22 protein-coding genes are annotated in these 26666 nt (G+C 42.3%); 19 read left to right on the top strand and 3 right to left on the bottom strand.

The genetic code is table 11. The features are described 5' to 3' along the window. Positions 1-87 precede the first annotated feature (87 nt). Complete coding sequence (locus MHN79_RS08305) at positions 88-552, top strand: cupredoxin family protein (protein ID WP_239172499.1); 465 nt, start codon at positions 88-90, stop codon at positions 550-552. 134 nt (positions 553-686) lie between these two features. On the opposite strand, the gene MHN79_RS08300 is transcribed toward MHN79_RS08305, so the two are convergent. Then, a complete protein-coding gene (locus tag MHN79_RS08300) occupies positions 687-2669 on the bottom strand; it encodes a hypothetical protein (RefSeq protein WP_239172498.1) in 1983 nt (660 codons plus the stop codon). A gap of 658 nt (positions 2670-3327) precedes the next feature. On the opposite strand from MHN79_RS08300, the gene MHN79_RS08295 reads away from it, so the two are divergent. The 18 genes from MHN79_RS08295 to pyrF all read left to right on the top strand — a co-directional run bounded on the left by MHN79_RS08295 (position 3328) and on the right by pyrF (position 24830). Next, positions 3328-4368 carry an FUSC family protein gene (locus MHN79_RS08295; protein ID WP_239172497.1) on the top strand — a complete coding sequence of 347 codons (1041 nt, stop codon included), beginning with the start codon at positions 3328-3330 and terminating at the stop codon, positions 4366-4368. A gap of 186 nt (positions 4369-4554) precedes the next feature. Beyond that, positions 4555-5163: a DUF2913 family protein gene (locus MHN79_RS08290; protein WP_239172496.1), complete on the top strand. Its 609-nt coding sequence runs from the start codon at positions 4555-4557 to the stop codon at positions 5161-5163. 652 nt (positions 5164-5815) lie between these two features. Further along, complete coding sequence (locus MHN79_RS08285) at positions 5816-7063, top strand: outer membrane protein transport protein (protein ID WP_239172495.1); 1248 nt, start codon at positions 5816-5818, stop codon at positions 7061-7063. A gap of 10 nt (positions 7064-7073) precedes the next feature. Then, positions 7074-9524 (top strand): lipase, encoded by a 2451-nt coding sequence (locus MHN79_RS08280; protein ID WP_239172494.1) that lies wholly within the window; start codon positions 7074-7076, stop codon positions 9522-9524. A gap of 99 nt (positions 9525-9623) precedes the next feature. Further along, a complete protein-coding gene (locus MHN79_RS08275) occupies positions 9624-9857 on the top strand; it encodes a DUF2789 domain-containing protein (protein ID WP_152431711.1) in 234 nt (77 codons plus the stop codon). A 566-nt stretch (positions 9858-10423) separates the two neighbouring features. After that, positions 10424-11728: a trigger factor gene (tig, locus tag MHN79_RS08270; protein ID WP_239172493.1), complete on the top strand. Its 1305-nt coding sequence runs from the start codon at positions 10424-10426 to the stop codon at positions 11726-11728. A gap of 105 nt (positions 11729-11833) precedes the next feature. Beyond that, positions 11834-12463, top strand: coding sequence for an ATP-dependent Clp endopeptidase proteolytic subunit ClpP (gene clpP, locus MHN79_RS08265; protein ID WP_114787209.1), 630 nt, complete (start codon positions 11834-11836; stop codon positions 12461-12463). Between the two features lie 70 nt (positions 12464-12533). Next, complete coding sequence (gene clpX, locus MHN79_RS08260) at positions 12534-13817, top strand: ATP-dependent protease ATP-binding subunit ClpX (RefSeq protein WP_114787210.1); 1284 nt, start codon at positions 12534-12536, stop codon at positions 13815-13817. A 136-nt stretch (positions 13818-13953) separates the two neighbouring features. After that, positions 13954-16305, top strand: a complete 2352-nt coding sequence (lon, locus tag MHN79_RS08255) for an endopeptidase La (protein ID WP_239172492.1) — start codon at positions 13954-13956, stop codon at positions 16303-16305. Positions 16306-16475: 170 nt separating this feature from the next. Continuing rightward, positions 16476-16769 (top strand): HU family DNA-binding protein, encoded by a 294-nt coding sequence (locus MHN79_RS08250; protein ID WP_308218903.1) that lies wholly within the window; start codon positions 16476-16478, stop codon positions 16767-16769. Between the two features lie 203 nt (positions 16770-16972). After that, a complete protein-coding gene (gene ppiD, locus MHN79_RS08245) occupies positions 16973-18832 on the top strand; it encodes a peptidylprolyl isomerase (protein ID WP_239172491.1) in 1860 nt (619 codons plus the stop codon). A gap of 138 nt (positions 18833-18970) precedes the next feature. Further along, positions 18971-19270 carry a helix-hairpin-helix domain-containing protein gene (locus tag MHN79_RS08240; protein ID WP_239172490.1) on the top strand — a complete coding sequence of 100 codons (300 nt, stop codon included), beginning with the start codon at positions 18971-18973 and terminating at the stop codon, positions 19268-19270. Positions 19271-19409: 139 nt separating this feature from the next. Continuing rightward, positions 19410-20090 (top strand): (d)CMP kinase, encoded by a 681-nt coding sequence (gene cmk, locus MHN79_RS08235; RefSeq protein WP_239172489.1) that lies wholly within the window; start codon positions 19410-19412, stop codon positions 20088-20090. A 103-nt stretch (positions 20091-20193) separates the two neighbouring features. Continuing rightward, positions 20194-21864, top strand: a complete 1671-nt coding sequence (rpsA, locus tag MHN79_RS08230; protein WP_160929975.1) for a 30S ribosomal protein S1 — start codon at positions 20194-20196, stop codon at positions 21862-21864. Positions 21865-22050: 186 nt separating this feature from the next. Then, on the top strand, positions 22051-22356 hold the full coding sequence (gene ihfB / locus MHN79_RS08225) for an integration host factor subunit beta (protein WP_308218906.1): 306 nt from the start codon (positions 22051-22053) through the stop codon (positions 22354-22356). 225 nt (positions 22357-22581) lie between these two features. Beyond that, positions 22582-22863 carry a lipopolysaccharide assembly protein LapA domain-containing protein gene (locus MHN79_RS08220; protein ID WP_239172488.1) on the top strand — a complete coding sequence of 94 codons (282 nt, stop codon included), beginning with the start codon at positions 22582-22584 and terminating at the stop codon, positions 22861-22863. A 25-nt stretch (positions 22864-22888) separates the two neighbouring features. Beyond that, on the top strand, positions 22889-24058 hold the full coding sequence (lapB, locus tag MHN79_RS08215; RefSeq protein ID WP_239172487.1) for a lipopolysaccharide assembly protein LapB: 1170 nt from the start codon (positions 22889-22891) through the stop codon (positions 24056-24058). A gap of 73 nt (positions 24059-24131) precedes the next feature. Continuing rightward, positions 24132-24830: an orotidine-5'-phosphate decarboxylase gene (pyrF, locus tag MHN79_RS08210; RefSeq protein ID WP_239172486.1), complete on the top strand. Its 699-nt coding sequence runs from the start codon at positions 24132-24134 to the stop codon at positions 24828-24830. 9 nt (positions 24831-24839) lie between these two features. On the opposite strand, the gene MHN79_RS08205 is transcribed toward pyrF, so the two are convergent. Together MHN79_RS08205 and MHN79_RS08200 are read right to left on the bottom strand one after the other, a co-directional pair. Further along, a complete protein-coding gene (locus tag MHN79_RS08205) occupies positions 24840-25616 on the bottom strand; it encodes a tRNA isopentenyl-2-thiomethyl-A-37 hydroxylase MiaE (RefSeq protein WP_239172485.1) in 777 nt (258 codons plus the stop codon). A 63-nt stretch (positions 25617-25679) separates the two neighbouring features. After that, positions 25680-26441: a DNA repair protein gene (locus MHN79_RS08200; protein ID WP_239172484.1), complete on the bottom strand. Its 762-nt coding sequence runs from the start codon at positions 26439-26441 to the stop codon at positions 25680-25682. Between the last annotated feature and the right edge of the window lie 225 nt (positions 26442-26666).

The following is a 26666-nucleotide window of genomic DNA, read 5'->3' as shown; positions in this document are numbered from 1 at the left end:
TTGTTCGTACGTAAACTCACGCGCTCTGCTGTTCAGATATTAGCGTGCATGACATCACATATATACATATTCCAAAAAGGAAAAATAATGAAAAAGACATCTATTTCACTACTTTTATTGGCTTTAACAAGTTCGGTTCAAGCAGACACTGGCCACTCTCAGGCTGGTGCGAAGGACATGTCACAAGTTGGTATGCCTGCAAAGGGAGCTCAGCCAGACAAAGTCATTCATGTTGTGCTGAATGATGACATGACGATTCAATTTAAAAAAGAGGTCAATATAGATCCTAATGATGTGGTCCAGTTTGTGGTGATGAATGTTGGAAAAATTGACCACGAGTTCACTATTGGCTCAGCGAAAGAGCAGTTAGAGCATAGAGAAATGATGAAGTCCATGCCTCACCACATGCATGATTCAGGCAGCGCTGTGACTGTTAAGCCAGGAGAAGCAAAACAGCTACTTTGGCACTTTCATGGGGACAATAAGGTGGAATTTGCTTGTAATATTCCAGGGCATGCTGAGGCGGGTATGGTGAAAAAGTTGACCTTGTAGGTCATGTCAATGACTGAGTAGCGTCGTAACGTTTGAGTTACTGGTTTACTCTTTAATACATGATTCAAAGTGAAACAGTACTTGTTTAAATGCGCTATAGCCGATGATGCTATAGCGCTAATTAAGCTAAAACATTAGTCTAGCTTTTTCCATTGTTGCTCGACCCAAGTAGGATCGGCAGCCACGCCCGGTGCATATGTTGAGTCAGAGCAATTTGCTGCCCAAGCTCCGTAGCATTGCCAAATACCTTCTGTACCAAAATCAACTATGGTTCCTTCGGTATAGTTTTCCAGTCCTTCTGGATAAACGTAATCGACGTCACTGTTACCACCGCCATTACCACTGTCTAGATCGTGTACGTTTATGACCATAGAACTACGATTACTTTCTCCCTCAGAATCGGTTACTTCAAGAGTGACTGTTAAATTGGTATCTTCATCAACATCAGGGGCAATAAAATGGATAGAGTGCCCATTGTCGATCTCTTGGAATTCAACGCCCTCCGATACACTCCAGTTATAAACAACTTGGCTGTTATCACCATCTGGATCATTCACTTCAGAATTGACAGTAACCTCACCCTGCTCGTCAACGGAGTCTTGTGATGTTGACAGGCTTACTTCTGGGGGAAGATTATCACCGCCATCACCGCCATCACCGCCATCACCGCCATCACCGCCATCACCGCCATCACCGCCACCAGTGCCATCCAATTTCACCGGTTCGTGGCTATATTGTTCAATCTTGTCTGCCATCCAGTCACCATCGCCAGAATTGGTGGAGATCGGTGAGACAGAGGTCGTTGAGCCGCCACCCCATAAAATTGCAAAAATATTATGGCTAGGGAGGGTGTTGATCATCGGCTCTGACCAATCATGTATATCCGCGCTGAGAAACTGTTCGACGTTGGATGAGTTACCATAGTAATAACTGGCGTCCATTGGTTTATTAAGTAATGATGAATCAATAACGGAAATATCAGTTCCAATACGGGAGTCACCCATAAAATATGGACCTGATGAGGATTGTTGGTTTTCACTTATTAGAGCGCTGCCCTCATCTTTGGTCGGCATATGGCCTGCTGATATTTGCCACAACATTGCAGGTACTTGTGCATCACTGCTGATATATTCAACATACTTGAGGTATCTATCCCAGTTGGTAGCATTGGCAGCATGCAACAAATCAATGGTTTGTACCTGATCAAACCCATCTCTCTCCCATTTATCAAAGACAATATAGTCGGGTTTGTAGTCACCATTATAAACTTTAAGTTCTTTTAAAAAGTCATTAACAATATCGGCTTTCTCTTGAGAAAGATCATTATCAGCTTGTAGCCACAATGCAGAATCACCTGCCCAGATATTCATTTGCCAACCATAACTGATATTTGGTGCAAAGAGTTCCATGATAAAGTTAATCGATGCGATATAACCGATAATATTATTTTCAAATATAGGTTGTGAGGGGATGGTAACGTTGGGATAAGTAGTTCGAATATAGTCGATTGCTTGTGTCAATTGTGTATTAACATGAACGCTACCTTCTTCTTTGAGAGAGTCTTGATCCCAATATTTTTGAAATTCTCCTAAGAAATCTGGGTTAAGAATAAATGACATTGGTGTCGATTGACCATCACTATAGTCTTGTGCAGCTACGGCTTGAGTAATGAAGGTAGCATAATGTTTATACAGTGCTTCATCGTTTTGCAGATCCTGTAACGTTCCTGACCCGTCTGCACATTCGCCGCTCGCACCGATATAGCCCATCCCGCCGCTACCATTCGCCGTATAGACGACCATAACCGGTAGTACCTCTTTTCCTGAGGCGTTGGAAATATTTTGGGCGTTGATTATGGTGTCATGTAAGGGCAGTTCGTCGTAAGCCAATATTTGGCATGGGTCACCATTACCTCCAAACCCAGCATATTTAAAAACCGAGTCAACTTGAGTGTCAACAGCAATATTGGCTTGGTTATCCGTTATCGTTCCGTGTGAAACATAATCGGGAAAACCCGCTACCGTTAAGTTATCGACTGATGCGAAAGAAAGAGAAGATACACTACAAAGTGCGCATGCGATCAATGTTGGTTTTAAGTTTGGTTTTATGTCCTTCATTACTTAATCACTTATCCATTAGTTTATTTAAAATAAAAACACAAACTAACATTATTTAAGATATGATTTATAATATGTATTTGTTTTATAAAAGCATTAACTTAAATTGTTATTCTATGAATTCCAAAAATAATACTAATACTTTATCCCCTTTCTCTTTGTGAACTTTCTGTTAATTTGATATTTATAGTTTTTCATGATAAATCTTGTTAAGATTCAATGAATATATCAATTAATACCATTGAATATACATTTGAATAATATTTATTTTTTGTATTGATGGATTTATTTAAAAATAATTTTTTTGAATTTAACTATCGAATTTATACTTTATTTTTCCTGTTTTTTAACTCTACTAAATATCAACCAGAAAAGTGAGTGGTAGAGGCTGAGCCGTTATTTAGGTATTTTCAAAATGACCACATAGTAAAGATGGGCTGTCATATGCCATATCATGCTGAGGAAGGTATGGTGAAAAAATCACATTATATCAAAAGCAAACCAGCTTTCAGCAACACCAATGATGTAAGTCAACGAATAGCAGTGTTATTGCCAGTTACAATGGAAAACGGTTCGCAGTGTGAGTACCAAAATCTATTTAGGTAATGGTGACTCGGGCTGTCTATTCCCATTATTAGTCCAAACTTGAAGTTGTGATATGTACTGGCGAAAAAGGGCAAAAAAGTATGATGTGTGGCTAAGGCAGCGATTGATAACCTTAGCGGCGCTATGGTTTGACTACCGGAGTGTTTTACACGCCCTTAGAACGACAACAGCATGTGTGATTGCTTTTTGTATTACCCGCCTTTTTGATATTCCTCATTCGAGTTGGGCATTGGTCACTATCATTGTGGTGATGGGGCCTGCTTCTTATTTTCGAACCACGCTTTCGAAGGCAAACCAGCGTTTAGTCGGGACCATAATTGGAGCGCTCGCAGGTTTATCACTTCATCTTATCCCAGCCGAAAATACCGCAACTCATGGAACACTGCTAATAGGGTTACTGGCTCTTGCATCCTATTTCTTCTGGAGCCGCTATTCCTACACCGCTATTTTGGCAGCGGTGACTCTTGCCATTGTTTCGGATGTTGCAATTGGTGATCTCTCTGCTCTAGAGTGGAGAGTGTTTAATGTAATCCTAGGTACGAGCATTATATGGGTTTGTAGCAGGTTTGTGTTTCCTGAACGTGCTTTGAACCATTTCCAAATGATGGTTTCTGAGTTTTTACAGCTTATAGCAGATTACTATTTACTGCACTTGCCCGAGCATCACAGTGATAGTTCTAACCTCAATTTGAGTATGGACGTGTTGAGTCAAAACCTAGCCCAGCAAAGGGCAATTGCGACTCATGTAAAAACCGAGTCAAACGGACAAGCAGACAAAATCTCTGAAATATTGACTTTAGAGCATCGTATAATAGGTTTGGTTGAAAGTTTGTTAACCGAAAAATGGCCACAATCAATGCCAACTATGTCGGATCATAGTCATCAACTGTTTGAATCCATGAATCTTCTCAGTTTGGAGCTAGCTGAAGGGCGGGTCAGCCGCTATCCACATTTCAACTTTCTTCAGCATTATCAAAATCTAGATCTGCAATATTTAAACCAGTGCACTTATGTATGGCTTAATCACCAACTCAGTCAGCAGATAAGCTGCTTATCTGTCGCACTAGGGCAAATATACGATAACGCTGATTGAAGATCTGACTCACGACAAGGCATTAATTATCTATATATTGAATGGAAGAGACCCTTGTTCAGAGAAAAGCTGTGATACGCAACCTTTTTTCTAACTGTACATAAGCTGCGCTTTTCGGTAGCATGTCGCTCCTTCTTAATTTCCCTAACTGACAAGGCTTGGACGGCATATAAACGTTCGGACATCATGCGTAGTATTCACACCAACATAAAACCCGAGTTTGAGCCTTTATTGTCTGAGTTAGCGATACACGCTTTACTTCATCTAAGAACCAATTACAGTGCTAAAGCATTAGCGCACAAATCTCGCTCTGAAATTAATGATATTCTCTCTGCTTGGCTAAATAAGGCAGGGAATAGCAAGAAATACAAACCCTTTAAGAAGAAAATACGTTCTCTAGTGACTCATGCTCGTTCACAGCGCTTAGATATGGAGTCGATGCTAGATAATTTATTATCACCTTTGTACGGTGATGAACTTCCTCATTTGGATAGTTTCCTTCTGCTTATTAATATGCTTGAAAAAGAACTCAATACGACGGTATTGGTATCAAGCCCAGAGAGTGTTGATTTATCCTATAACTCAACGAGCTGTTTACTTTGTGTTTTGTCACCAGATCTTAATGTGCATTTTGATAACAGAAATCACTTAGTCAAGGGTATTTCAATGTTATTTCGTGGTTCTAGAGGGGAGAAACACGCCATATTACGTATCATATACGCATCTTCGATATTTGAGCATAACGTCGATTATGAAGATGATAACTTTCTACGCTTCTGTCTAACCCTTAAGTAACCTATTGTTGCTATTACATAATCTAATGTGAAAAATAGTGTGTTTTTGTGCGCCGAAAAAGCGATTGTTTGTTTTGATCTGGCTCGCCTAACTACGGATACCTTTCTTTAAGTGATAAATAAAACAATAGAGTCTATGCTTGTTATATCGGCATGGAGTATTTTGTTTAATCCATGTTTGCGCTTGGGAATGAAAGGCAGTTCTGTCTCCTTTATGACTTTCACTTCCCACCTTATAAAACGGCAGCCGTTAGCTGCCGTTTGTTTTGCTCAATTATGTAGCGATTTTGGTAAGTGTTAATTCCCCCATAGTCTCTTTACCCTTCAAATTTCCACCCATTTATTAACTTTTGTGTAACTAGATGTGGTTTTTGCTCATTTGTCGCACTAAAGAGACAGTAATTGTTATCTGCTCGGACCACTTTTTGTTTATTTTCGTATCTAATACCACGTCCTTAACAAATTGTTGACATCAATCTGATTGGGGCGCTCAGAGGCGTTTAATCCTTCTAGAGAGCAATATAATTATAGTTTTGTTACTAGTGTGACTATTTCCTATTGAATCCATCATTTTGATAATAAATCTTGAGGTGATTAAGCGTAAAAACGCATCACCATATTATGTCTAACTCTATCCATAAAAAGAGGCAAGAATGAACACAAAGCAGTGCTCCTTGTTAGCAGTGTCCATCCTACTCGCCAGCCAAGCACACTCGGCAGGCTTTCAAGTGGCGGAGCATTCCGCATCCGGTTTAGGTCGAGCGTTTTCAGGCGAGGGCGCCATTGCCGATAACGCAAGCGTGTTGGCTCGCAATCCTGCAGCCATGATGAGGTTTGAGCAAGCAGCCTTTTCAGGCGCTATCTCCTTTATCGACCCAGAAATTGATGTCAAAGATGTCAGCAATAATGAGCAATCCAATGATATCGCGCCTTTTCAGGTGGTGCCTGCGAGCTACTACATCGCGCCAATTAATCAAAGCTGGGCCTGGGGTCTTGGTTTATTTACCAATTATGGCGTTGCCACCGACTACCCAACTGATATCTCAGCGGGTGATATGGCGGGTAATACCTCGCTGCGTTCGGTCAACCTAAACCCTAATATTGCCTATCGTTTGAATGAATCTTGGAGCTTTGGCGCAGGTGTGAATTTGGTATATGCCGAAGCCGAACTAACCCGCTACAAAGGCGTGATGACATCTGCATTTAGTGGTAGTCCAAGCGATAAACTGATCAGTATGACAGGGGAAACCTTTGGTTATGGTTGGAATATCGGTACCTTATACGAGCTTGATGAGGATAACCGTTTTTCTTTGGCTTATCGCTCTGCGGTTAACCTAGATTTTGATGATGGTAAGTTCAAACCTTATGACACACCAATTGCCACAGAGCCTACCGTGACTGGGCGTCTTAAAGTTGAGTTACCAGCGATTATTGAGCTGTCCGGTTTTCATCAGTTGAACCCCCAATGGGCTGTGCACTATAGCTGGCAGCGTACGGATTGGAGCACATTTACTAAGCTTGAAGCCACTAGTACCAAATGTACTAATAACGGTGTTCAAGGTCAGTGCTTCTACAAGGCAGAAGACTATAACGATAACGACCGTTTATCGCTTGGCGCAACATACCAACTCAATAAAGAGTGGACTTTAAGAGCAGGTTACGCTTTTGATGAGCAGGCTGGTAAAGCGACATTGAGCATCCCAGACAGTGACCGTCATTGGTATAGTACAGGTTTCACCTATCAATGGAGCCCAGCGTTATCCTTAGATGCAGGTTTTGCGCTGGTATTAAGTGATGATGGTTCGTTTAAAGAAACCAGCTCTTCAGGTGACGAGTTCGCTTTTGAATCTCAAGGCCGCGCCTTTATTTCCTCGATACAAATCAATTATCTATTTAACTAAGGTCAGTGGAATGATAAGTAAGAAAAATATTCTTAGCTTGGCTGTGCTGTTGGCGACAGCCGCTCTAACTGCTTGTGGTGATGGCAAAGGCAGCTCTGGAACAGAGCCAGAAGCGTATATTGCAGAATCACTATCTCGTAGCACCAGTATTCGAACCGTGTTGTCCGGTCCAAAGGCACATGTCGCCCTGAACAATAATCTGCTTTTTGATCCGAACACAGGTAGGTTAAATATTCCAGTCCCCGAAGATGAAGACCAGAGTATTCTCAATCCTAAAGTAGCGATGAACTATGCCGATGGGTTTTCTACGTCTATGCCTATATACATAGCTGTTGATGGCAGAGGTTTTGGCGCGGGAGTACCTGTAATAGAGGGAGTTAGCTTATTTAATGTTAACACTTCTAGCAAACTAACTTACGGCGTTGATTTCGTAGCTTCAACTTTGAAGGATCAAATTATCATCGTTCCGCGTAAGCCTTTTGAACCCAGTTCAAACTATGTTTTGGTGCTAACTAATCAAATCAAAGATATGCAAAATGAGCCGATTGGTATGTCTGGCTCTTATGCTGGGTTAAAGTCTCATACTTATACTCAGGGTAAGTTAGCTCAAGCTCAGCAACTAATGCAAAAACAAGAGCAGGTTGCTCAAGCTGGCGGTATTGATCCTCAAACCATCGTTTATTCATCTATGTTTACCACTGGCTCAGTGGGCAATGTGATGACTGAAACCGCGAAAGAGCTGTTAAAGTTAAAAACTGCCGACACGGCTAACTTTAGGGCTAACCCAGATAATTTAGATCTCACAGATGCTTATTCGCTGACACTAACAGGAGATAGTGATGGTAAGAATGTGCAACCATTTAGTGTTGGCTTGGAAGCTGTAGAGGCTTTTAAAAAGCCTGCCAAAGAGGGTAATTCAGATAAGAGTAATGAAGTTAATGCAGTCACGACTGAGGAGACCAGTATTGCATCTGATTCCAAAAAAGATAAGAAACCGCACCAAGGAGAGTTATTCAAAGCTGCATTTAAACATTATTATGACCGCACCGATTCTACTACAGATCTAGAGCGAGTTAATGTCACTAAAGGTACAGTCAAGCTGCCTTACTTTTTGGAAACAGGTGCTAATTTCAACACAACACCGTTTGAGCCTGCCAATCCAGAGGCTTCAGCGGTTACTCGCTATAGCCCGCTTCCTAAAATCAAATCCTTGCAAGAGGTGAAATTTATTCTCTTCACGCCTAAACAAGATGTACTTAATGGTTTAGACGGCGGCAATCTTAAAGGTTTGGTGATTTATCAGCATGGGGTCACCTCGATAAAAGAAGATGCCTATTCTTTTGCTGCTGACCTTGTAAATAAAGGGTTAGCCGTTATTGCTATTGACCACCCTATTCATGGCGAAAGAATGGTTAATGGCGCGGTGAAAGCTCATACGGATGATGCTACGCCTTACCTTAATCTAGCCGCACTGCCCGTAGCCAGAGATAATATGAGGCAAAGTGTTCTTGATATTCTTGGTCTGCGTTTAGCTTTGGAAGGACAGTATCTTGACATATTGCCTGATGGAGTAGTCCTTAGTTCAGGCGATAATGTTAATACCGATAGCGCTCTAAAACTTGAGTCTGCCAGCATTAAGTTTCTAGGCCACTCATTGGGCGGTATTTTGGGTAATACGGCGATGGCTATTGCCAATAAGACAGGTGCCTCAGAATATCAGTTTGGCTCAGCGGTATTTGCCAAATCGGGTGGGCATATTGCTGAATTGTTATTTGCTTCAGAAACGTTTGGTCCCCTTATTAAGCACAACTTAAATAAATCAAACCTTGGTTACCAAGATTATGTTAGTGGTGTTTGTGAGAAGGAGAAGCCTACTCCACTTAAAGAAGGAGAATGTTATAATCATTTTGCAACTGCAAACAAAGAAGCTGCTAAGTTGATTGAGAAAACACTTGTACCATATAAAATTATTGCTCAAACCTTAATTGATACCGTAGATCCTCATTCAGTGGTCAGTGCAGGTCTTTATCCAAATGATTTACCGACCCTTCTGATTCAAGTCGAGAATGATGATACTGTGCCAAACCATGGTTATAAGGATGATAGTAAAACGACAGTTAAAGCGGTGACAGCACACTTTATTGGGACGGAAGGTTTACGCAGTATTCTAGAAGGTCCAGATGTTAGTGCTAATAGCCGCTTCGCCGAGTATGCAACAGGAGATCATAAATCACTGTTAATTCCCGACATTGGGAAGAGGTGCCTAAATGTTGTGGGCGATGCAGAAAGTGGTTTTGACTTACAATGTGTAAGGAAGCAAGATGCCAATACAGGGTCAATGCGAAAATTAGTGGTGGATTTTCTATCGAATGATGGTAAAGAACTTAAAAATATAGATTCAGACCTTGTAACGTTGTCAGCCTTAAAGACGGGAAATAGCCCACTGACTTTAAGTGATTAACCACAGTGCAACTTGGCATTCACTCAATTGATCTATAATAACACTACAGGCGGCGGAAACGTCGCCTTATTTTTAGTCAATATATTGAGTGAGGCGGATATGGAAATGCACCAGCACTCGATGCCCGATTTGTTTATGCAGCTTGGACTCGAGAGCTCTGACGACAACATACGTGAGTTTGTGAAAACACACAGCGGCTTGGTGGTGGGCACTGCACTTCATGAAGCTTTTTTTTGGTCTCCTTCTCAGGCGGCGTTTCTGAGACAGGCCATAGATGAAGATGCCGACTGGGCAGAGCTTGTTGACCAGCTTGACGCCATGCTAAGAGCTTAGGCTAAGTTTAAAAGCTAGCTGGGCCTAAATCATTTGAGGCTTATTGCACTGTGTGATAAGCCTTTTTCAGTAGTTTACTTTGCGCTTTTCTGTGTTAAGTCTTGATATCAAACCCTAAATCTTTCCAATTGACCTTGGTTTTTCATATTAACCTTAAGGTGAAAAATCGGACTTAGATCGTATTTTGCCACTTCTTTAAGAAAATAATCGTCTCTGACTTGAAAAAGTGACTAAAGGCCCCATTTCAAATACTGTTGTCTGATTGACGTTTTTTTTAGCGGTTAGTGGAGTTTTTAGGTCAGAAGGCGAAGTGATGTTGGGTATAGGCTCGACAGTGACCGAACAGGTCGGTAGAATGCGGCGTCTGAATTTTATCCTGAGGCTAATCGGAGATAGCTTTTGAGATTAAATCGATAAAGATATCACTAATTAGTCCGGTGACTGACTCGTTTAGTTATCGATTCTCGATTTACAAGTAGTGCTCTTTGAGCACCAATAAAGATGAACTTTTTACTGGGTTCATATGCTCAGTTTCAATTCTGAGCCAGTTTTGAGGTTAATGAATAATGCAAGTTACTGTTGAAACGCTAGAAGGCCTAGAGCGCCGTCTTAACATTACTGTTCCAGCTGCCAACATCGAAGATGCTGTGACAGCTGAACTGCGCAACATCGCTAAAAACCGTCGTTTCGATGGTTTCCGTAAAGGTAAAGTGCCATTGAAAATGGTTGCTAAGATGTACGGCAAAGCGGTACGTCAGGACGTGATGGGTGAAGTGATGCAGCGTCACTTTATCGAAGCGATTGTTAAAGAAAAGATCAACCCAGCGGGTGCACCTGCGTTCGCACCTGTAGAAAATAAAGAAGGTGAAGATCTTGTTTTCAACGCAACTTTCGAAGTTTACCCAGAGGTTGAACTGAAAGGTCTAGAAAATATTTCAGTTGAAAAACCAACCACTGAAGTTCAAGACTCAGATGTTGAAGAAATGATCGAAACTCTTCGTAAGCAGCAAGCTGCTTGGGTTGAAGTTGAAGAAGCGGCTGAAGAAGGTAAGCGCGCGACTATCGACTTTGTTGGTTCTATCGACGGTGAAGAGTTTGAAGGTGGTAAAGCTGAGAACTTCCCACTAGAAATGGGCGCAGGTCGTATGATCCCTGGTTTTGAAGATGGTATCACAGGTAAAACTGCGGGTATGGAATTCGAAATCGACGTGACTTTCCCTGAAGACTATCACGCTGAAAACTTGAAAGGCAAAGCGGCTAAGTTTGCTATCAAAGTTATTAAAGTTGAAGGTCGTGAACTTCCTGAAGTTGATGACGAGTTTGTTGCTAAGTTCGGTGTTTCTGAGGGCGGCATTGATGCACTAAAAGCTGAAGTACGCAAGAACATGGAGCGTGAGCTTAAGCAAGCGGTCAAAAATCGCATCAAAGAGCAAGCTCTAGAAGGTCTAGTTCAAGAAAACGAAATCCAAGTGCCAGCAGCTCTGATCGACCAAGAAATTGGTACTTTACGCCAGCAAGCAGCACAGCGTTTTGGCGGTAACCCTGACGCAGCAGCTCAGCTTCCACGTGAACTGTTTGAAGACCAAGCTAAGCGCCGTGTAATGGTTGGCCTGCTGCTTGGTGAAGTGATCAAGTCTGAAGATCTAAAAGCTGACGATGACAAAGTCAAAGCCTTGATCGAAGAAATGGCGACAGCTTACGAAGATCCTTCAGAAGTGATTGCTTACTACGAGCAAAATACTCAGATGATGGATAACATGCGCAATGTTGCTCTTGAAGAGCAAGCGATTGACGCCATTATCTCTAAAGCTCAGGTGTCTGAAAAAGCAGTGAGCTTTAACGAGCTAATGAACCAACAGCAGCCTGCTTAATAAGCAATATCTTGCCTATAAGGTTGACGGAACGTTAACTCTTCTGCTAACAATGGTCCGTGTGGTATTTATCATCCGGACCATTTATTTTAGGGACATAACAATATGAGCTACCAAGAAAAAAATGCAATGTCACCCATTCTAGACGCACTGGTACCCATGGTGGTTGAACAGACCTCTCGTGGTGAGCGCTCTTACGATATTTATTCTCGCTTGTTAAAAGAGCGTGTGATTTTCCTAACAGGTCAAGTAGAAGACCACATGGCAAACCTTGTGGTGGCGCAGTTACTTTTCTTAGAATCAGAAAATCCTGACAAAGATATTTTCCTCTACATCAACTCGCCTGGTGGCAGTGTTACGGCTGGTATGTCTATCTATGATACTATGCAGTTTATCAAACCGAATGTGAGTACAGTATGTATGGGACAAGCATGTTCTATGGGCGCGTTTTTGCTCGCAGGCGGTGCACCTGGCAAACGTTATGTGTTGCCTAATTCACGAGTGATGATTCACCAGCCACTTGGCGGTTTCCAAGGGCAAGCATCCGATATTCAGATCCACGCTCAAGAAATATTGACTATCAAACAAAAGCTCAACAAGTTACTTGCTGAGCATACAGGTCAACCTCTTGATATTATTGAACGTGATACCGACCGAGATAACTTTATGGCAGCTGATCAAGCTGTTGATTACGGTTTGGTTGATGCTGTACTGACTCATCGCAGCGAGCAATAATTGCCAGAGCATTTTGGCTATAATTGATATACACTCAAATCATAATGAGTAAAGGCTAAGAGGTTAGCGAATGACAGATAAAAGCAAAGAGAGCGGTAGTAGTAAACTTCTTTACTGTTCTTTCTGCGGCAAAAGCCAGCACGAAGTTCGCAAGCTAATCGCCGGCCCATCCGTATACATCTGTGACGAATGTGTTGACTTGTGTAACGATATCATCCGAGAAGAAATTAAAGATGTGTTACCGAAGAAACAATCTGAAGCACTGCCTGTGCCGAGAGAAATTCGTGACCATCTCGATGATTATGTGATTGGCCAAGATTACGCTAAGAAAGTGCTTGCTGTGGCCGTATATAACCACTATAAGCGTTTACGTAATGGAGATACGACCAGTGAAGGAGTAGAGCTCGGTAAGAGTAATATTTTGCTTATTGGTCCTACTGGTAGCGGTAAGACTCTGCTGGCTGAAACGCTAGCTCGTTTCCTTGATGTACCGTTTACCATGGCTGATGCTACAACGCTTACTGAAGCAGGTTATGTCGGTGAAGATGTTGAAAACATCATCCAAAAACTGCTGCAAAAGTGTGATTACGACGTAGCGAAAGCCGAACGCGGCATTGTCTATATCGACGAAATCGACAAAATTTCACGCAAAGCTGAAAACCCTTCAATTACCCGAGATGTTTCCGGAGAAGGTGTTCAACAAGCATTACTGAAATTGATCGAGGGAACGGTGGCTTCTGTTCCACCTCAGGGTGGCCGTAAGCACCCTCAACAAGAGTTTCTTCAAGTAGACACCTCTAAGATCCTCTTCATCTGTGGCGGCGCGTTTGCCGGTTTAGATAAAGTGATCGAACAGCGTGTTGCTACAGGCACGGGCATTGGTTTTGGTGCTGAAGTCCGTTCTAAGGACGAAACGAAAACCGTTGGTGAACTATTTACTCAGGTCGAGCCAGAAGATTTGGTGAAATATGGCTTGATACCAGAGTTCATCGGTCGCTTGCCAGTGACAACAACATTAACAGAGTTGGATGAAGAAGCACTCATCCAAATCTTGTGTGAACCTAAAAATGCACTAACGAAACAATACGCAGCATTGTTTGAGTTAGAAGATTCTGAGTTAGAATTCCGTGAAGATGCACTGCGCGCCATAGCGAAAAAAGCGATGGAGCGTAAAACTGGTGCTCGCGGCTTACGTTCTATCTTGGAAGGGGTTTTACTTGAAACCATGTATGAACTGCCATCAATGACAGAAGTTAGTAAAGTTGTTATTGATGAGTCGGTTATCAATGGTGAGTCTGAGCCTCTATTGATTTACAGCAACGCTGACAATCAAGCAGCAGGTGCAGAATCTTAAGTGAGATTCACATAAATTTAGGATTAAATTGAGGAGGTAGTGATTTACCTCCTTTTTTTTGTTCTTTCGTTGAATCCAACCAATTAGCCCCCATATAATCCTCATAAGACTAAGCGGAAGAGAGAAGAAGAAGAATATGAACTTGGAACGTTCCGAACGTATCGAGATCCCTGTACTACCTCTAAGAGACGTAGTCGTTTACCCGCACATGGTAATTCCTTTGTTTGTTGGACGTGAAAAGTCAATCGCTTGCCTTGAAGCTGCGATGGATAACAACAAGCAAATACTGCTGGTTGCCCAGAAAAAAGCGGAAACTGATGAACCAACTAAAGATGATCTATTCAGCGTAGGCACGGTTGCGACCATTCTTCAATTACTCAAACTCCCTGACGGAACCGTTAAGGTGTTGGTTGAAGGCCAGCAACGCGCAAAAATACATAGATTTGCTGAGGAAGAGTTCTTTACAGCAGATGCAGAATATTTAATGACTTCTGAGCTTGATGAAAGGGAAGAAGAGGTCATTGTTCGTAGCGCGATCAATCAGTTTGAAGGTTTTATTAAACTGAATAAAAAGATCCCTCCAGAAGTATTGACATCACTCAATGGCATTGATGAAGCCGCTCGCCTTGCCGATACCATTGCAGCTCATATGCCTCTCAAACTTTCGGATAAACAAATTGTTCTAGAGACTCTTGATATTACAGAACGTTTAGAGTTTTTGATGGGGCAGATGGAATCTGAGATTGACTTACTGCAAGTTGAAAAGCGCATCCGTACTCGCGTGAAAAAGCAGATGGAGAAATCTCAGCGAGAGTACTACCTTAATGAGCAAATGAAGGCTATCCAGAAGGAACTTGGTGAAACTGAGGATGGCGTAGATGAGTTTGAAGCACTTAAGCAAAAAATCATTGACTCAAAAATGCCTCAGGAAGCCAGAGAGAAAACTGAGCAAGAACTGCAAAAGCTTAAGATGATGTCTCCAATGTCTGCCGAAGCGACAGTAGTACGCGGATACATTGATTGGATGTTAGGGGTTCCTTGGTTCAAACGTTCGAAAGTGAAAAAGAACCTTGCTAAAGCTGAAGAGGTTCTAAACGAAGACCATTATGGTCTTGAGCGAGTCAAAGAACGTATCCTTGAATACCTCGCTGTGCAAAACCGGATCAATAAACTAAAAGGGCCAATTCTTTGTTTGGTTGGCCCTCCGGGTGTGGGTAAAACCTCTCTAGGACGTTCTATTGCGGCTGCAACAGGTCGAAAGTACACACGCATGGCGTTAGGTGGAGTGCGTGATGAAGCTGAGATTCGCGGTCACCGTAGAACTTACATTGGTTCAATGCCAGGTAAGCTAGTGCAGAAAATGTCAAAAGTTGGGGTGAAAAACCCACTGTTTCTACTCGACGAAATTGATAAAATGTCTTCGGATATGCGTGGTGATCCGTCGTCAGCATTACTTGAAGTGCTTGATCCCGAGCAGAATAATGCATTCAATGATCATTATCTAGAAGTTGATTATGACCTATCAGATGTAATGTTTGTGGCAACCTCTAACTCCATGAACATTCCTGGGCCTCTACTAGACCGTATGGAAGTGATTCGTCTATCTGGTTATACAGAGGATGAAAAGCTCAATATCGCTAAGCGTCATCTTGTTGATAAGCAGATTAAACGTAACGGACTTAAGCCTGGTGAGCTAGAAATCGAAGACTCAGCCATTATTGGTATTATCCGCTACTACACCCGTGAAGCAGGCGTACGTAACCTAGAGCGAGAAATTTCAAAAGTCTGCCGTAAAGCAGTGAAAAATATTTTGCTCGACACCAGTTTGAAGACTGTCACAGTGACCATGGACAACCTAAAAGATTACTTGGGTGTTCAACGTCATGACTTTGGAAAAGCTGATGACAGTAATCGTATTGGACAAGTAACGGGGCTTGCTTGGACAGAAGTTGGTGGTGATTTACTGACGATCGAAACCGAAGCTATGCCAGGTAAGGGAAAACTCACGCAAACAGGTTCGCTAGGGGACGTGATGCAGGAGTCTATACAAGCTGCAATGACGGTTGTTCGCTCGCGAGCGAGTAGACTAGGCATCAATAATGACTTCTACGAGAAACGCGATATCCATGTTCATGTTCCTGAAGGTGCAACGCCTAAAGATGGTCCAAGCGCCGGTATTGCTATGTGCACAGCGCTAGTCTCAAGCTTGACAGGAAACCCTGTGAGAGCCGAAGTGGCAATGACAGGCGAGATCACTTTGCGGGGAGAAGTGTTACCTATTGGTGGTTTAAAGGAAAAGCTTCTAGCAGCACATAGAGGTGGCATCAAAACAGTGCTTATCCCGAAAGATAATGAGCGAGATTTGGAAGAAATCCCAGATAACGTCATTGCCGATCTCAGAGTTATACCTGTGCAATGGATTGATGATGTCCTTAAGGTTGCCTTAGAAAAAGACCCGTCAGGTGTCGAAATTGCTGCTGTAAAATAGTGATGTGCAGCAAAAATAAATAAAAGATTAGGCTGATAAGCACAAAAAGGCTTGTCAGCTTTTTTTTTGAGAGCTAACGTTACCCACATAGCCTCAGGCCTTGTTGGGTAAGGGATGAGGTTAGTTTTAAATTGGAATGGAACGAAAGCTGCCTTTAAAAATTACCATTGGTGGCGCAAAGGGGAATTACAGTGAATAAAACACAATTAGTAGAAAAAATTGCACAAAACGCTGACCTTTCAAAAGCGTCAGCAGGTCGCGCACTAGACGCGTTTATTGAAGCAGTGGGTGATACACTTCAATCCGGTGATCAGGTCGCTTTAGTGGGCTTTGGTACGTTTAGTGTACGTACTCGAGCGGCACGTACTGGTCGTAACCCAAAGACTGGTGAAGAAATTAAAATTGCGGCAGCTAACGTACCCGCTTTTAAAGCAGGTAAAGCGCTGAAAGATTCTTGCAACTAAAGCCTGCTGGTCTTTAATGCAGATTATTAGTTGAAAAATAGCCAATATCGGCAGTTCTATCGAACCTTTTTAAAATATGCGCATCATACTGATGCGCATTTCTTTTTCTGATATCATCGCGCTATCTGATTTTTATTTGTAACGTATGTCGTGATAGTTTTCGCTCTAACTAGAACGGACTGCACGTGGAGAGTGTTTAAATTATGATGGATCGATTACGCGAGGGCGCAAGCAGCATCGCGGTTAAAATTATCCTTGGGATTATTATCCTGTCTTTTGTGTTTGCCGGTGTAGGCAGCTATATCGTCGGTGGAGGTAACAACTCTGCTGCGAAAGTTGGTAATACTGAAATTGGTCGTGGTGAGTTTGAACAAGCTTACCAGAATGAGAGAAACCGCATGCAAGCTCAGCTTGGCGATTATTTCTCAAACTTGCTGGCCGATCCGAGCTATGTTGCGTCTTTCCGCAAGTCTGTGCTTGATCGTATGGTTAACGATTTGCTTCTAGAACAGCACGCTCAATCGTTAGGTTTACGTGTTAGTGACCAACAGGTTAGAAACATGATTGTGGATATGCCTCAATTTCAAGTTGAAGGAAAATTCGACCAAGAAGTGTATCAAGCTACTTTGCGCCGTGCTGGATTCAGCCCTGATAGCTTTGCTGAGTACTTACGTCGTGATTTAGTCAGAAACCAATTATTGAGCGCTATACAGGGCAGTGACTTTTCTCTAGAAGGTGAAGTGGAAGCTCAAAGTAAACTGCTGACCCAAACACGTGAGATTAAGAAAGTCACTCTGTCACTTGCAGACTTTGCTGCCAAAGCAGAATTGTCTGAAGACGAAATTAATGATTATTACACGCAAAACTCTGACAAATATACTCGTCCAGAGCAGGTTAAACTTTCTTATGTTGAGTTGTCAGCTCAGCAATTAAAAGACGCGATTGAGATTTCTGATCAGCAGGCAGAAGAATATTATCAGCTACATTTAGACAAGTATTCCTCAGAGGAACAACGCCGCGTAAGTCACATTTTAGTTGAAGGTGACGACAAAGCGAAAGCGCAGACAATTCTAGATAAGATAAACTCAGGTGGTGACTTTGCTGCATTGGCTGAAGAGAGTTCTGATGATATAGGCAGTGCTTCAGAAGGCGGCTCTTTAGGTTGGATTGAGCGTGATGTCATGGACCCAGCGTTTGAAAAAGCCGCATTTGCTATGAAAAAGGTTGGTGATGTAACGGGCTTGGTCAAATCAGACTTTGGTTACCACATCATAAAATTGGATGAGCTCAAGGGCTCTGTTACCAAGCCTTATAAAGAGGTTGCTAAAGACATAAAACAAGAGCTGCAAGATCAAGAAGCGATTGACCAATTTTATGCATTGCAGAGCAAATTGGAAAAAGTAGCTTTTGAATATCCAGATGCTCTTGATGATGCTGCTAAAACGATCAACGCCAAGATTCATACCACTGATTTTGTCTCTGAATCGGATGTTCCTGAATTATTGAAAGGGCCTGAGGTATTACAAGCAATTCAAAGTCCTGAAGTCAAAGAAGATGGCCTTAACTCAGAAGTTATTGAAGTAGCACCCGAACACGTGGTTGTGGTTCGTGTAGAAGATACACGTGAAGAAAAAGTGTTACCCCTAGATGAGGTTCGTGAACAAGTGGTAGCGTCTTTATCTAAAGTGAAAGGAGAGCAAAGCGCGATAGAGCTGGCTGATAGTCTTGTTGCTGACCTTAAGAAAGGCAGTCAAGACTTAATGAAGACGAATGGTCTTGCGTTTGGCGATTCAGAAAGTATTGATCGCAGCTCTCCTCTTGCTGAAGTTGTCTTCGCAATGAAGAAACCAGAACAAGGTAAAGCCGAGTTTGGTCAAGCAAAAGACTTTAATGGCGACATTATAGTCGTAGAGTTGACTGAGGTGAAATCTGATGTGGATGAGCAGTACAGTCAACAGATTGGCACTCAATTGACTCAGATGAATGCTCAGCAGGATTTATCCGGGCTGATCAGCATTCTTCGTAAAACAACAGACATCAAATATTATGCGGTTACCCAGTAACACTGCTGGATGAAATTGATAGTATTGATACCAAGGGCTGCTTTCGCAGCCCTTTTCAATTTTGTGGCATGCTCCTTTTGTCTAGTCTGATATGACTTATCGTATCTAGTGCTTGATTAAATTTAAGGAGAAAATTCTATGATACGTAACTTCACGACCACTATTTTAGTGATGTTGGCGTGCTACAGCTCAATAGTGTACTCGCAGAATGCGCCAGCAAATGAAAAATATTCACAGATAGAAATCACGGTAAATATCAATACCGCTCAAGCTGATGAATTGGCGACCCTTCTCACTGGCGTAGGCCTGAAAAAAGCGCAAGCAATTGTTAAGTACAGAGATGAAAATGGGCCATTTCAGCGGGTTGAGGACTTGGCTCAAGTTAAGGGGATAGGAGATTCTCTGGTAGACAAAAACCGAACTCGTATCCAGTTATGAGACACAGGAGCGCTTAGCGCTCCTTTTTAATTGAATTACCTTTATTACCTCTGGTACAGCTAGATGAGAACCACTATAATTTTACGCCAAATGATAAACTGCGCTGGTGCAGTTGCTTTCAATTAATGTGGAGTAATACATGTCGTCTCATACGCCAGTCGTCACTGTTGATGGACCAAGTGGTGCGGGTAAAGGTACTCTTTGTATGCTGTTGGCAAATAAGCTAGGTTTCCAACTACTAGACTCGGGAGCCATCTATCGAGTTTTAGCTCTAGCAGCAATTCACCATGGCGTTGATCTCGAATCAGAGGATGCATTGGTTCCCTTGGCTACTCATTTAGATGTTCAGTTTATTGCTGAGGGTGAGTTGGTGAAAGTAATTCTTGAAGGCGAAGATGTCTCTGGAGAGTTACGCAAAGAAGAGACAGGCATGGCTGCGTCAAAAGTCGCTGCTTTCCCAAGGGTTCGTGAAGCTTTACTTCGCCGTCAAAGGTCATTTGCCATTGGCGCAGGTCTAATTGCTGATGGCCGAGATATGGGGACTATCGTATTTCCGCACGCAGAAGCCAAGATATTCTTAGATGCGAGTGCTGAAGAGCGCGCACATCGCAGGCTTAAACAGTTGCAAGATAAAGGTATAAATGTTAAATTTGGCGACCTTTTGTGCGAAATACAAGAGCGTGATGACCGCGATCGCAATCGCCCTGTGGCGCCTTTGAGGCCTGCAGATGATGCGCTCTTACTTGATTCTACTACTATGAGTATCGACGAAGTAGTAGGAAAAGCGCTACAATATATCGAATCTAAGTTGGCAGTATAAATTGCCAAGTAAGGACGTTGGTCGCATGGATGATGATCAGCGAAGCTAATAACCCCATGTGGTAGGATACCCGTGGACGTTTAATTTATTGAAGATTAAATAAATGACTGAATCTTTTGCTCAACTCTTTGAAGAGTTTCTAAATGAAACCGAATTTCAACAAGGTACTATTGTTAAAGGTACTGTAGTCGCTATCGAGAACGGTTTCGTTCTTGTTGATGCTGGTCTTAAATCTGAGTCTGCAATCCCTGCAGAGCAGTTCAAGAATGCAGCTGGCGAACTAGAAGTAGAAGTTGGTTCTGAAGTAGATGTAGCGCTAGACGCTGTTGAAGACGGCTTTGGCGAAACTCAACTTTCTCGCGAGAAAGCTAAGCGTCACGAAGCGTGGATTGTTCTTGAGAAAGCTTACGAAGAAGCTGAAACTGTTGTTGGTATCATCAACGGTAAAGTTAAAGGTGGCTTCACTGTTGAACTAAACGGTATTCGTGCTTTCCTACCAGGTTCACTAGTAGACGTTCGTCCAATTCGCGACACAGCTCATTTAGAAAACAAAGAGCTAGAGTTCAAAGTTATCAAACTTGATCAGAAGCGTAACAACGTTGTTGTTTCTCGTCGTGCAGTTATTGAATCTGAGAACAGCGTTGAGCGTGATGAGCTTCTTGAATCACTACAAGAAGGTGCAGAAGTTAAAGGTATCGTTAAGAACCTAACTGACTACGGTGCATTCGTAGATCTAGGTGGTGTTGACGGTCTTCTACACATCACAGATATGGCTTGGAAGCGTGTTAAGCACCCTTCAGAGATCGTAAATGTTGGTGATGAAATCCAAGTTAAAGTTCTTAAGTTCGACCGTGACCGTACTCGCGTTTCTCTAGGTCTTAAGCAACTAGGCGAAGATCCATGGGTTGCAATTGCTAAGCGTTACCCAGAAGGTCACAAGCTATCTGGTCGTGTAACTAACCTAACAGACTACGGCTGCTTCGTTGAAATCGAAGAAGGTGTAGAAGGTCTAGTTCACGTTTCTGAAATGGATTGGACTAACAAGAATATCCACCCATCTAAAGTTGTTAATGTTGGTGATGAAGTTGAAGTTATGGTTCTTGAGATCGACGAAGAGCGTCGTCGTATTTCTCTAGGCCTAAAACAATGTAAAGCTAACCCATGGCAATCTTTCGCTGAAGCACAAGCTAAAGGCGATAAAGTGACTGGTAAGATCAAGTCTATCACTGACTTCGGTATCTTCATTGGTCTAGACGGTGGTATCGATGGTCTAGTTCACCTATCTGATATTTCATGGAATGTTGCTGGTGAAGAAGCAGTACGTGAATACAAGAAAGGCGACGAAATCTCAGCAGTTGTACTAGCGGTAGATGCAGAGCGTGAGCGTATTTCTCTAGGCGTTAAGCAAATGGAAAATGACCCATTCAATGCTTATGTTGCTGACAACAAGAAAGGTGCTCTAGTTAACGGTACTGTTACTGCAGTAGACGCTAAAGGTGCAACTATCGAGCTTGAAGAAGGTGTAGAAGGTTACATCCGTGCTTCTGAAGTTTCTCGTGACCGCGTAGAAGATGCTTCTCTAATCCTAAGTGTTGGCGATAGCGTTGAAGCGAAGTTTACTGGTGTAGACCGTAAGAATCGCGTAATCAACCTATCTGTTAAAGCGAAAGATGAAGCGGAAGAGCAAGAAGCGATGGCAACTCTAAACAAAGCAGATGAAGCTTCGTTTGGTAACGCAATGGCTGATGCTTTCAAAGCGGCTAAAGGTGAGTAATAACTCTCCTTTATGAAAAAGGGAGCCATTAGGCTCCTTTTTTATCAATTGAGCTAAAATAGTTTTAATACCAATCTCATCAAGTGACTCAAAAAATACGATTCTTCACTAAGCAAAGCGTCGTTTTTATGTCTAGAATAGTTACCAAGTGTTTGTTGGAATTGGTATTACTTACTATAATAAGTGATAAAATACTCTACGAGGGAAACTATGACAAAGTCTGAACTGATAGAAAGGCTCTGCGCCGAGCAAACCCATCTTTCAGCTAAAGAGATAGAAGATGCTGTGAAAGACATTTTGGAACACATGGCTTCGACACTAGAAACTGGCGATAGAATTGAAATCCGTGGATTTGGTAGTTTTTCTCTTCATTATCGTGAGCCTCGTGTAGGCCGTAACCCTAAAACTGGAGCAAAAGTCGAGCTAGATGGGAAACATGTTCCTCACTTTAAACCAGGTAAAGAACTGCGTGAACGAGTTAATATCGGCTAAACGCCCCCCTGTTTCTTGAAAGCGGCATACTAACGTATGCCGCTTTTTTATCTTAGTGGCTCCTGAATAAACAAATTTTATTATAGTGGCAACACACATTACACCTACTATCTTAATTTTTTCGCATATATGATTATTCAAGGAGGAAATTCCACAATAGGCATGGTTTGTTTACGGGATTTACTGCATAATCATATCGGCAGATACTCACCTAGGTGCTCCGATATGAAAATTGTAAAGATTATTATAATGCTGGCCTTGTTTCTTATTGCATTGGCTTTAGGTTCTCAAAACCAAGAAGTAGTTAACTTCAATTACTTAATTGCACAAGGCGATTTTCATCTTTCCACTCTATTAGGTGCCATTTTCGTGAGTGGTTTTGTGTTAGCATGGGCGATGTTTGGCGGTATTCATTTGCGTTCCCAACTACAGATACGTAAGCTAAAAAAGCAGGTGAAGAAACTATCACCTACAGATAATCAACCTGAACAGGTTAAAGCCAAATAAAGTTTACAGGTAAGCTTTTAACTCAATGTTAGAAATACTCTTCTTGCTTTTACCAATAGCCGCAGCATACGGTTGGTACATGGGTAATCGTAGTGCCCAGCAAGACAAGCAGAAACACTCAAATCAGATTTCTCGTCAATATGTGACGGGTCTGAACCTGCTTTTGTCCGATCAGTCTGACAAGGCGGTCGATCATTTTATTGAATTACTTCAAGTCGATAACGAAACGATTGATACACATTTAGCTTTGGGTAACTTGTTTCGCTCGAGAGGAGAGGTCGATCGCGCCATACGAATCCACCAAAATTTAATTTCACGATCCGGCTTAACCATAGAGCAAAAAAATATAGCCCTTCAACAGCTTGCTAAAGACTATATGGCATCGGGTTTTCTCGACCGTGCAGAGAAAATCTTTGAACAATTGGTTGATGAGCCTGAGCATAAAGAAGCAGCTTTGCAACAGTTGGTTGCAATTTATCAGCAAACAAGAGAATGGTCTAAAGCGATTCAATATGCATCTCAACTTGTTAAGCTTGGACGCAAGCGGATGCGAAGCAACATAGCCCATTTTTGGTGTGAGCTTGCCATGCAAGAGCAGGCCGAAGGTGACAGCAATCGTGCTATTTTACACTTTAAGCGTGCCTTATCTGAAGATCCTAAGTGTGCTAGGGCGAGTATTTCACTTGGCAAGTTGTACTTAGAAAGTGAAGATTACAAAAAGACCATCAAGTATATGGAAATGGTACTTGATCAAGACATAGATTTTGTAAGTGAAGTTCTGCCCACGCTGGCTGAATGCTACCATCACCTTGGACAAGAAGAAGAGTTATTGGATTTCTTGCGCCAGTGTATAGCAGCCAAAGCAGGTGTTTCGGCTGAGTTAATGCTTGCCCAAATGGTCGCTCAACATGAAGACTCTGGTTCGGCGCAAGAACTTCTTACACGCCAATTGGTTAAGAACCCGACCATGAAGGGTTTTTATCGTTTGATGGATTACCATTTGAGTGAAGCGGAGGAAGGGCGAGCTAAGGCCAGTCTTCAAACGTTACAAAAGTTGGTGGGAGAGCAGTTAAAGATCAAGCCTCACTACAGATGCCGTAAATGCGGATTTTCAACGCATTCTATGTATTGGCACTGTCCTTCTTGTAAAGGCTGGGGGACGATTAAGCCAATCCGAGGATTGGATGGAGAATGATATAAATGCAGCTATCAGAGTTATCTGTTAGCTGCATTTTTTTGGTAACAAGAAAAACGAGTTAGGAGATGAAATGATCGACCAGAAAGTAATTGTCGCACTGGATTATGATAACCAAGCTGATGCGCTTGAGTTTGTAGACAGAATTGATCCTGCGTCATGTCGCCTCAAAGTTGGTAAGGAGATGTTTACGCTCTTTGGTCCTGATTTTGTCAAGCTGCTGCATCAAAGAGGTTTTTCGGTTTTCTTGGACCTAAAGTTTCATGATATACCGAATACTTGTTCTAAAGCGGTACGCGCTGCGGCGGAACTTGGAGTGTGGATGGTGAATGTGCATGCAAGTGGTGGCGAGCGTATGATGCAGGCTTCAAGAGATATTCTTGAACCATACGGAAAGGAGCGTCCACTACTAATAGGTGTCACTGTGTTAACCAGTATGGAGCAACGCGATCTATCGGGAATTGGTGTTGATGTTGTACCGCAAGAGCATGTTGTTCGCCTAGCTACTCTTGCGAAAAATTCGGGTTTAGACGGCGTAGTGTGTTCTGCTCAAGAATCTTGTATGCTCAAAAGTACATTAGGTCAGTCTTTTAACTTAGTAACACCCGGCATTCGCCCGGTAGGATCAGAGGTTGGCGATCAGAAGCGCATTATGACGCCGGTTGATGCGATAGAAGCGGGGTCTGACTATTTGGTTATTGGTCGCCCCATAACTCAGTCTCCGCACCCCGCTGAAGTTCTGGCAGAGATAAATCGAACGTTAGGATATTAAGCTTCTTGTTTAGCGTGCTAACGGCGCACCACTGTGAAATTTAAAGTCATTATCGGGGCTGGAAATCAAATCGGCCTCTAATTGACCAAAATATGCGACTCTTTGTGTAATATCTTCTCCAGCGATATCCTCAGCTAAGGTTAGGTAATCTTGGTAATGACGAGCTTCTGAACGTAGCAATGAGATGTAAAACTTTGCAATATCCTCTTCCATGTGGGGAGCAAGTTTGGCAAAGCGTTCACAAGAACGAGCCTCAATGTAGGCACCAATGATTAACTTATCGGTTAACGCTTGGGGCTCATGAGTAGCCATGTGAGAAAGTAGCCCTTTAGCGTAGCGGCTGGCTTGGACTGGCTCATAAGCAATATTGCGTTGATCCATAATTTCAAGAACTTGATAAAAGTGGTGCAGCTCTTCTTTGATTAGCATGACCATTTTATCAATCAGATCTTGGCTATAGGGTGACGTTGATTTTGCTATGATGGCTTTGGAAATACTGCTCTTACCTTTAAGCGTTTCGAGGTTGCCGATTTTTCGGTAGGCAAAGTCTTCATAAGGCTTGAACCAATCGAGTAAGTTTTGGGTACTTTGCGTGTCTACTGCATATCTTCGAATTAGATACATAGCTGATTGCCCAGCTTTAAGCTCGCACATTAGGTGATCGATTAATATGGTATTTAGGTTCTCAGGTCTCTTGGCTTCATCTATCCACGACTCAGGGGTAGGGCACTTAAGAAACCCATATATAGGTTCCAGTAAATCATTGTAGCTATTTAAATCGGTCATCACTTTTTCAAAAATAAAAAGGCCGCTTAAGCGACCTTCGGTAAACTAAGTCTGGCAATTATATTACCATTTTTTCTTTTCTCCAAAGAGCTCATCCATGTCGCTTTTGCGTTCGTCTTCCATCTGGTGGAGATCTTCAGCGCTTTTAGACTGGCGTTTTTGCTCTAGGTCGTCATGCATTTGTTGAAGCTTTTCACGGGCTTGGTTGGAGTAATTGTCATTTTTTGTGCTCAGCGCATCTAAGCCCTTTTTCACTAATTGAAGGGCTGTGCCTGGTTGACCACGCACAATCGCATCGTTAGCCCGCTTAAGGACATTTTCAATGTTAATACGGACCTGGATTGTTTCTAAGCGGCCGTTTTCAGCGACATAGGCTTGGGTGTCAAAACGCCCTTTGTTGTGTTCACTTCGAATCGTGTCTCGTAAACGCTTGACCAGCTTTAACATCACTATGGCTTGTTTGTCGCTGCTCGGCGTTTTAAAAGCCGTACTTTCGCCACCACTCTTATCATTTTTCAGCTGGGTGATTTGCTGTTTAACGTGAACGAGTCTCTGCTCTAGCTGTTTATTTTTGGGGTCTAGTTCGTACATGCTTTGGACCGAATCTAGTATTCGGGTGTTGAGACAAACCAATAGGTCTTTACTGTACGGTAAGTGGTTTGCGTGACCGATGAGCTCTTCTGTCGCATCTATGATTGCTAAATATCTCACGCTTTCCTGCTTTTTGGCCGATTCAACTTTGACTTTGTACTGAAGCATGATGTTATAGCCAAGTACTAAGACCAATAAGATGGCGACTAAAGCTATGATTAACCCAATATTCATAAATTCCGTATCTTTTGTTGGCTAGCATTTAAGGATACACGATTCTTATGAACCACTGCATCTATTTTATATTATTACGTTTCTTAGTCTAATTATTAACGAAAACTCTGATCTATGGGTGATTTTTGAGTTATCGATTGCAAAAAAATTCGTCCAATTCAGAAATTGCTCATTAGAAGCCGTCCAAATGCCTTCTTGGGCTATCAATTTATATCAAGAGGCGTT

The organism is Vibrio sp. Of14-4 (assembly GCF_022347625.1).
Taxonomy (GTDB): Bacteria; Pseudomonadota; Gammaproteobacteria; order Enterobacterales; family Vibrionaceae; genus Vibrio; species Vibrio pristinus.
Note: the sequence above shows the minus strand (reverse complement) of the source record. Positions and strands in the feature narration are given on the sequence as shown.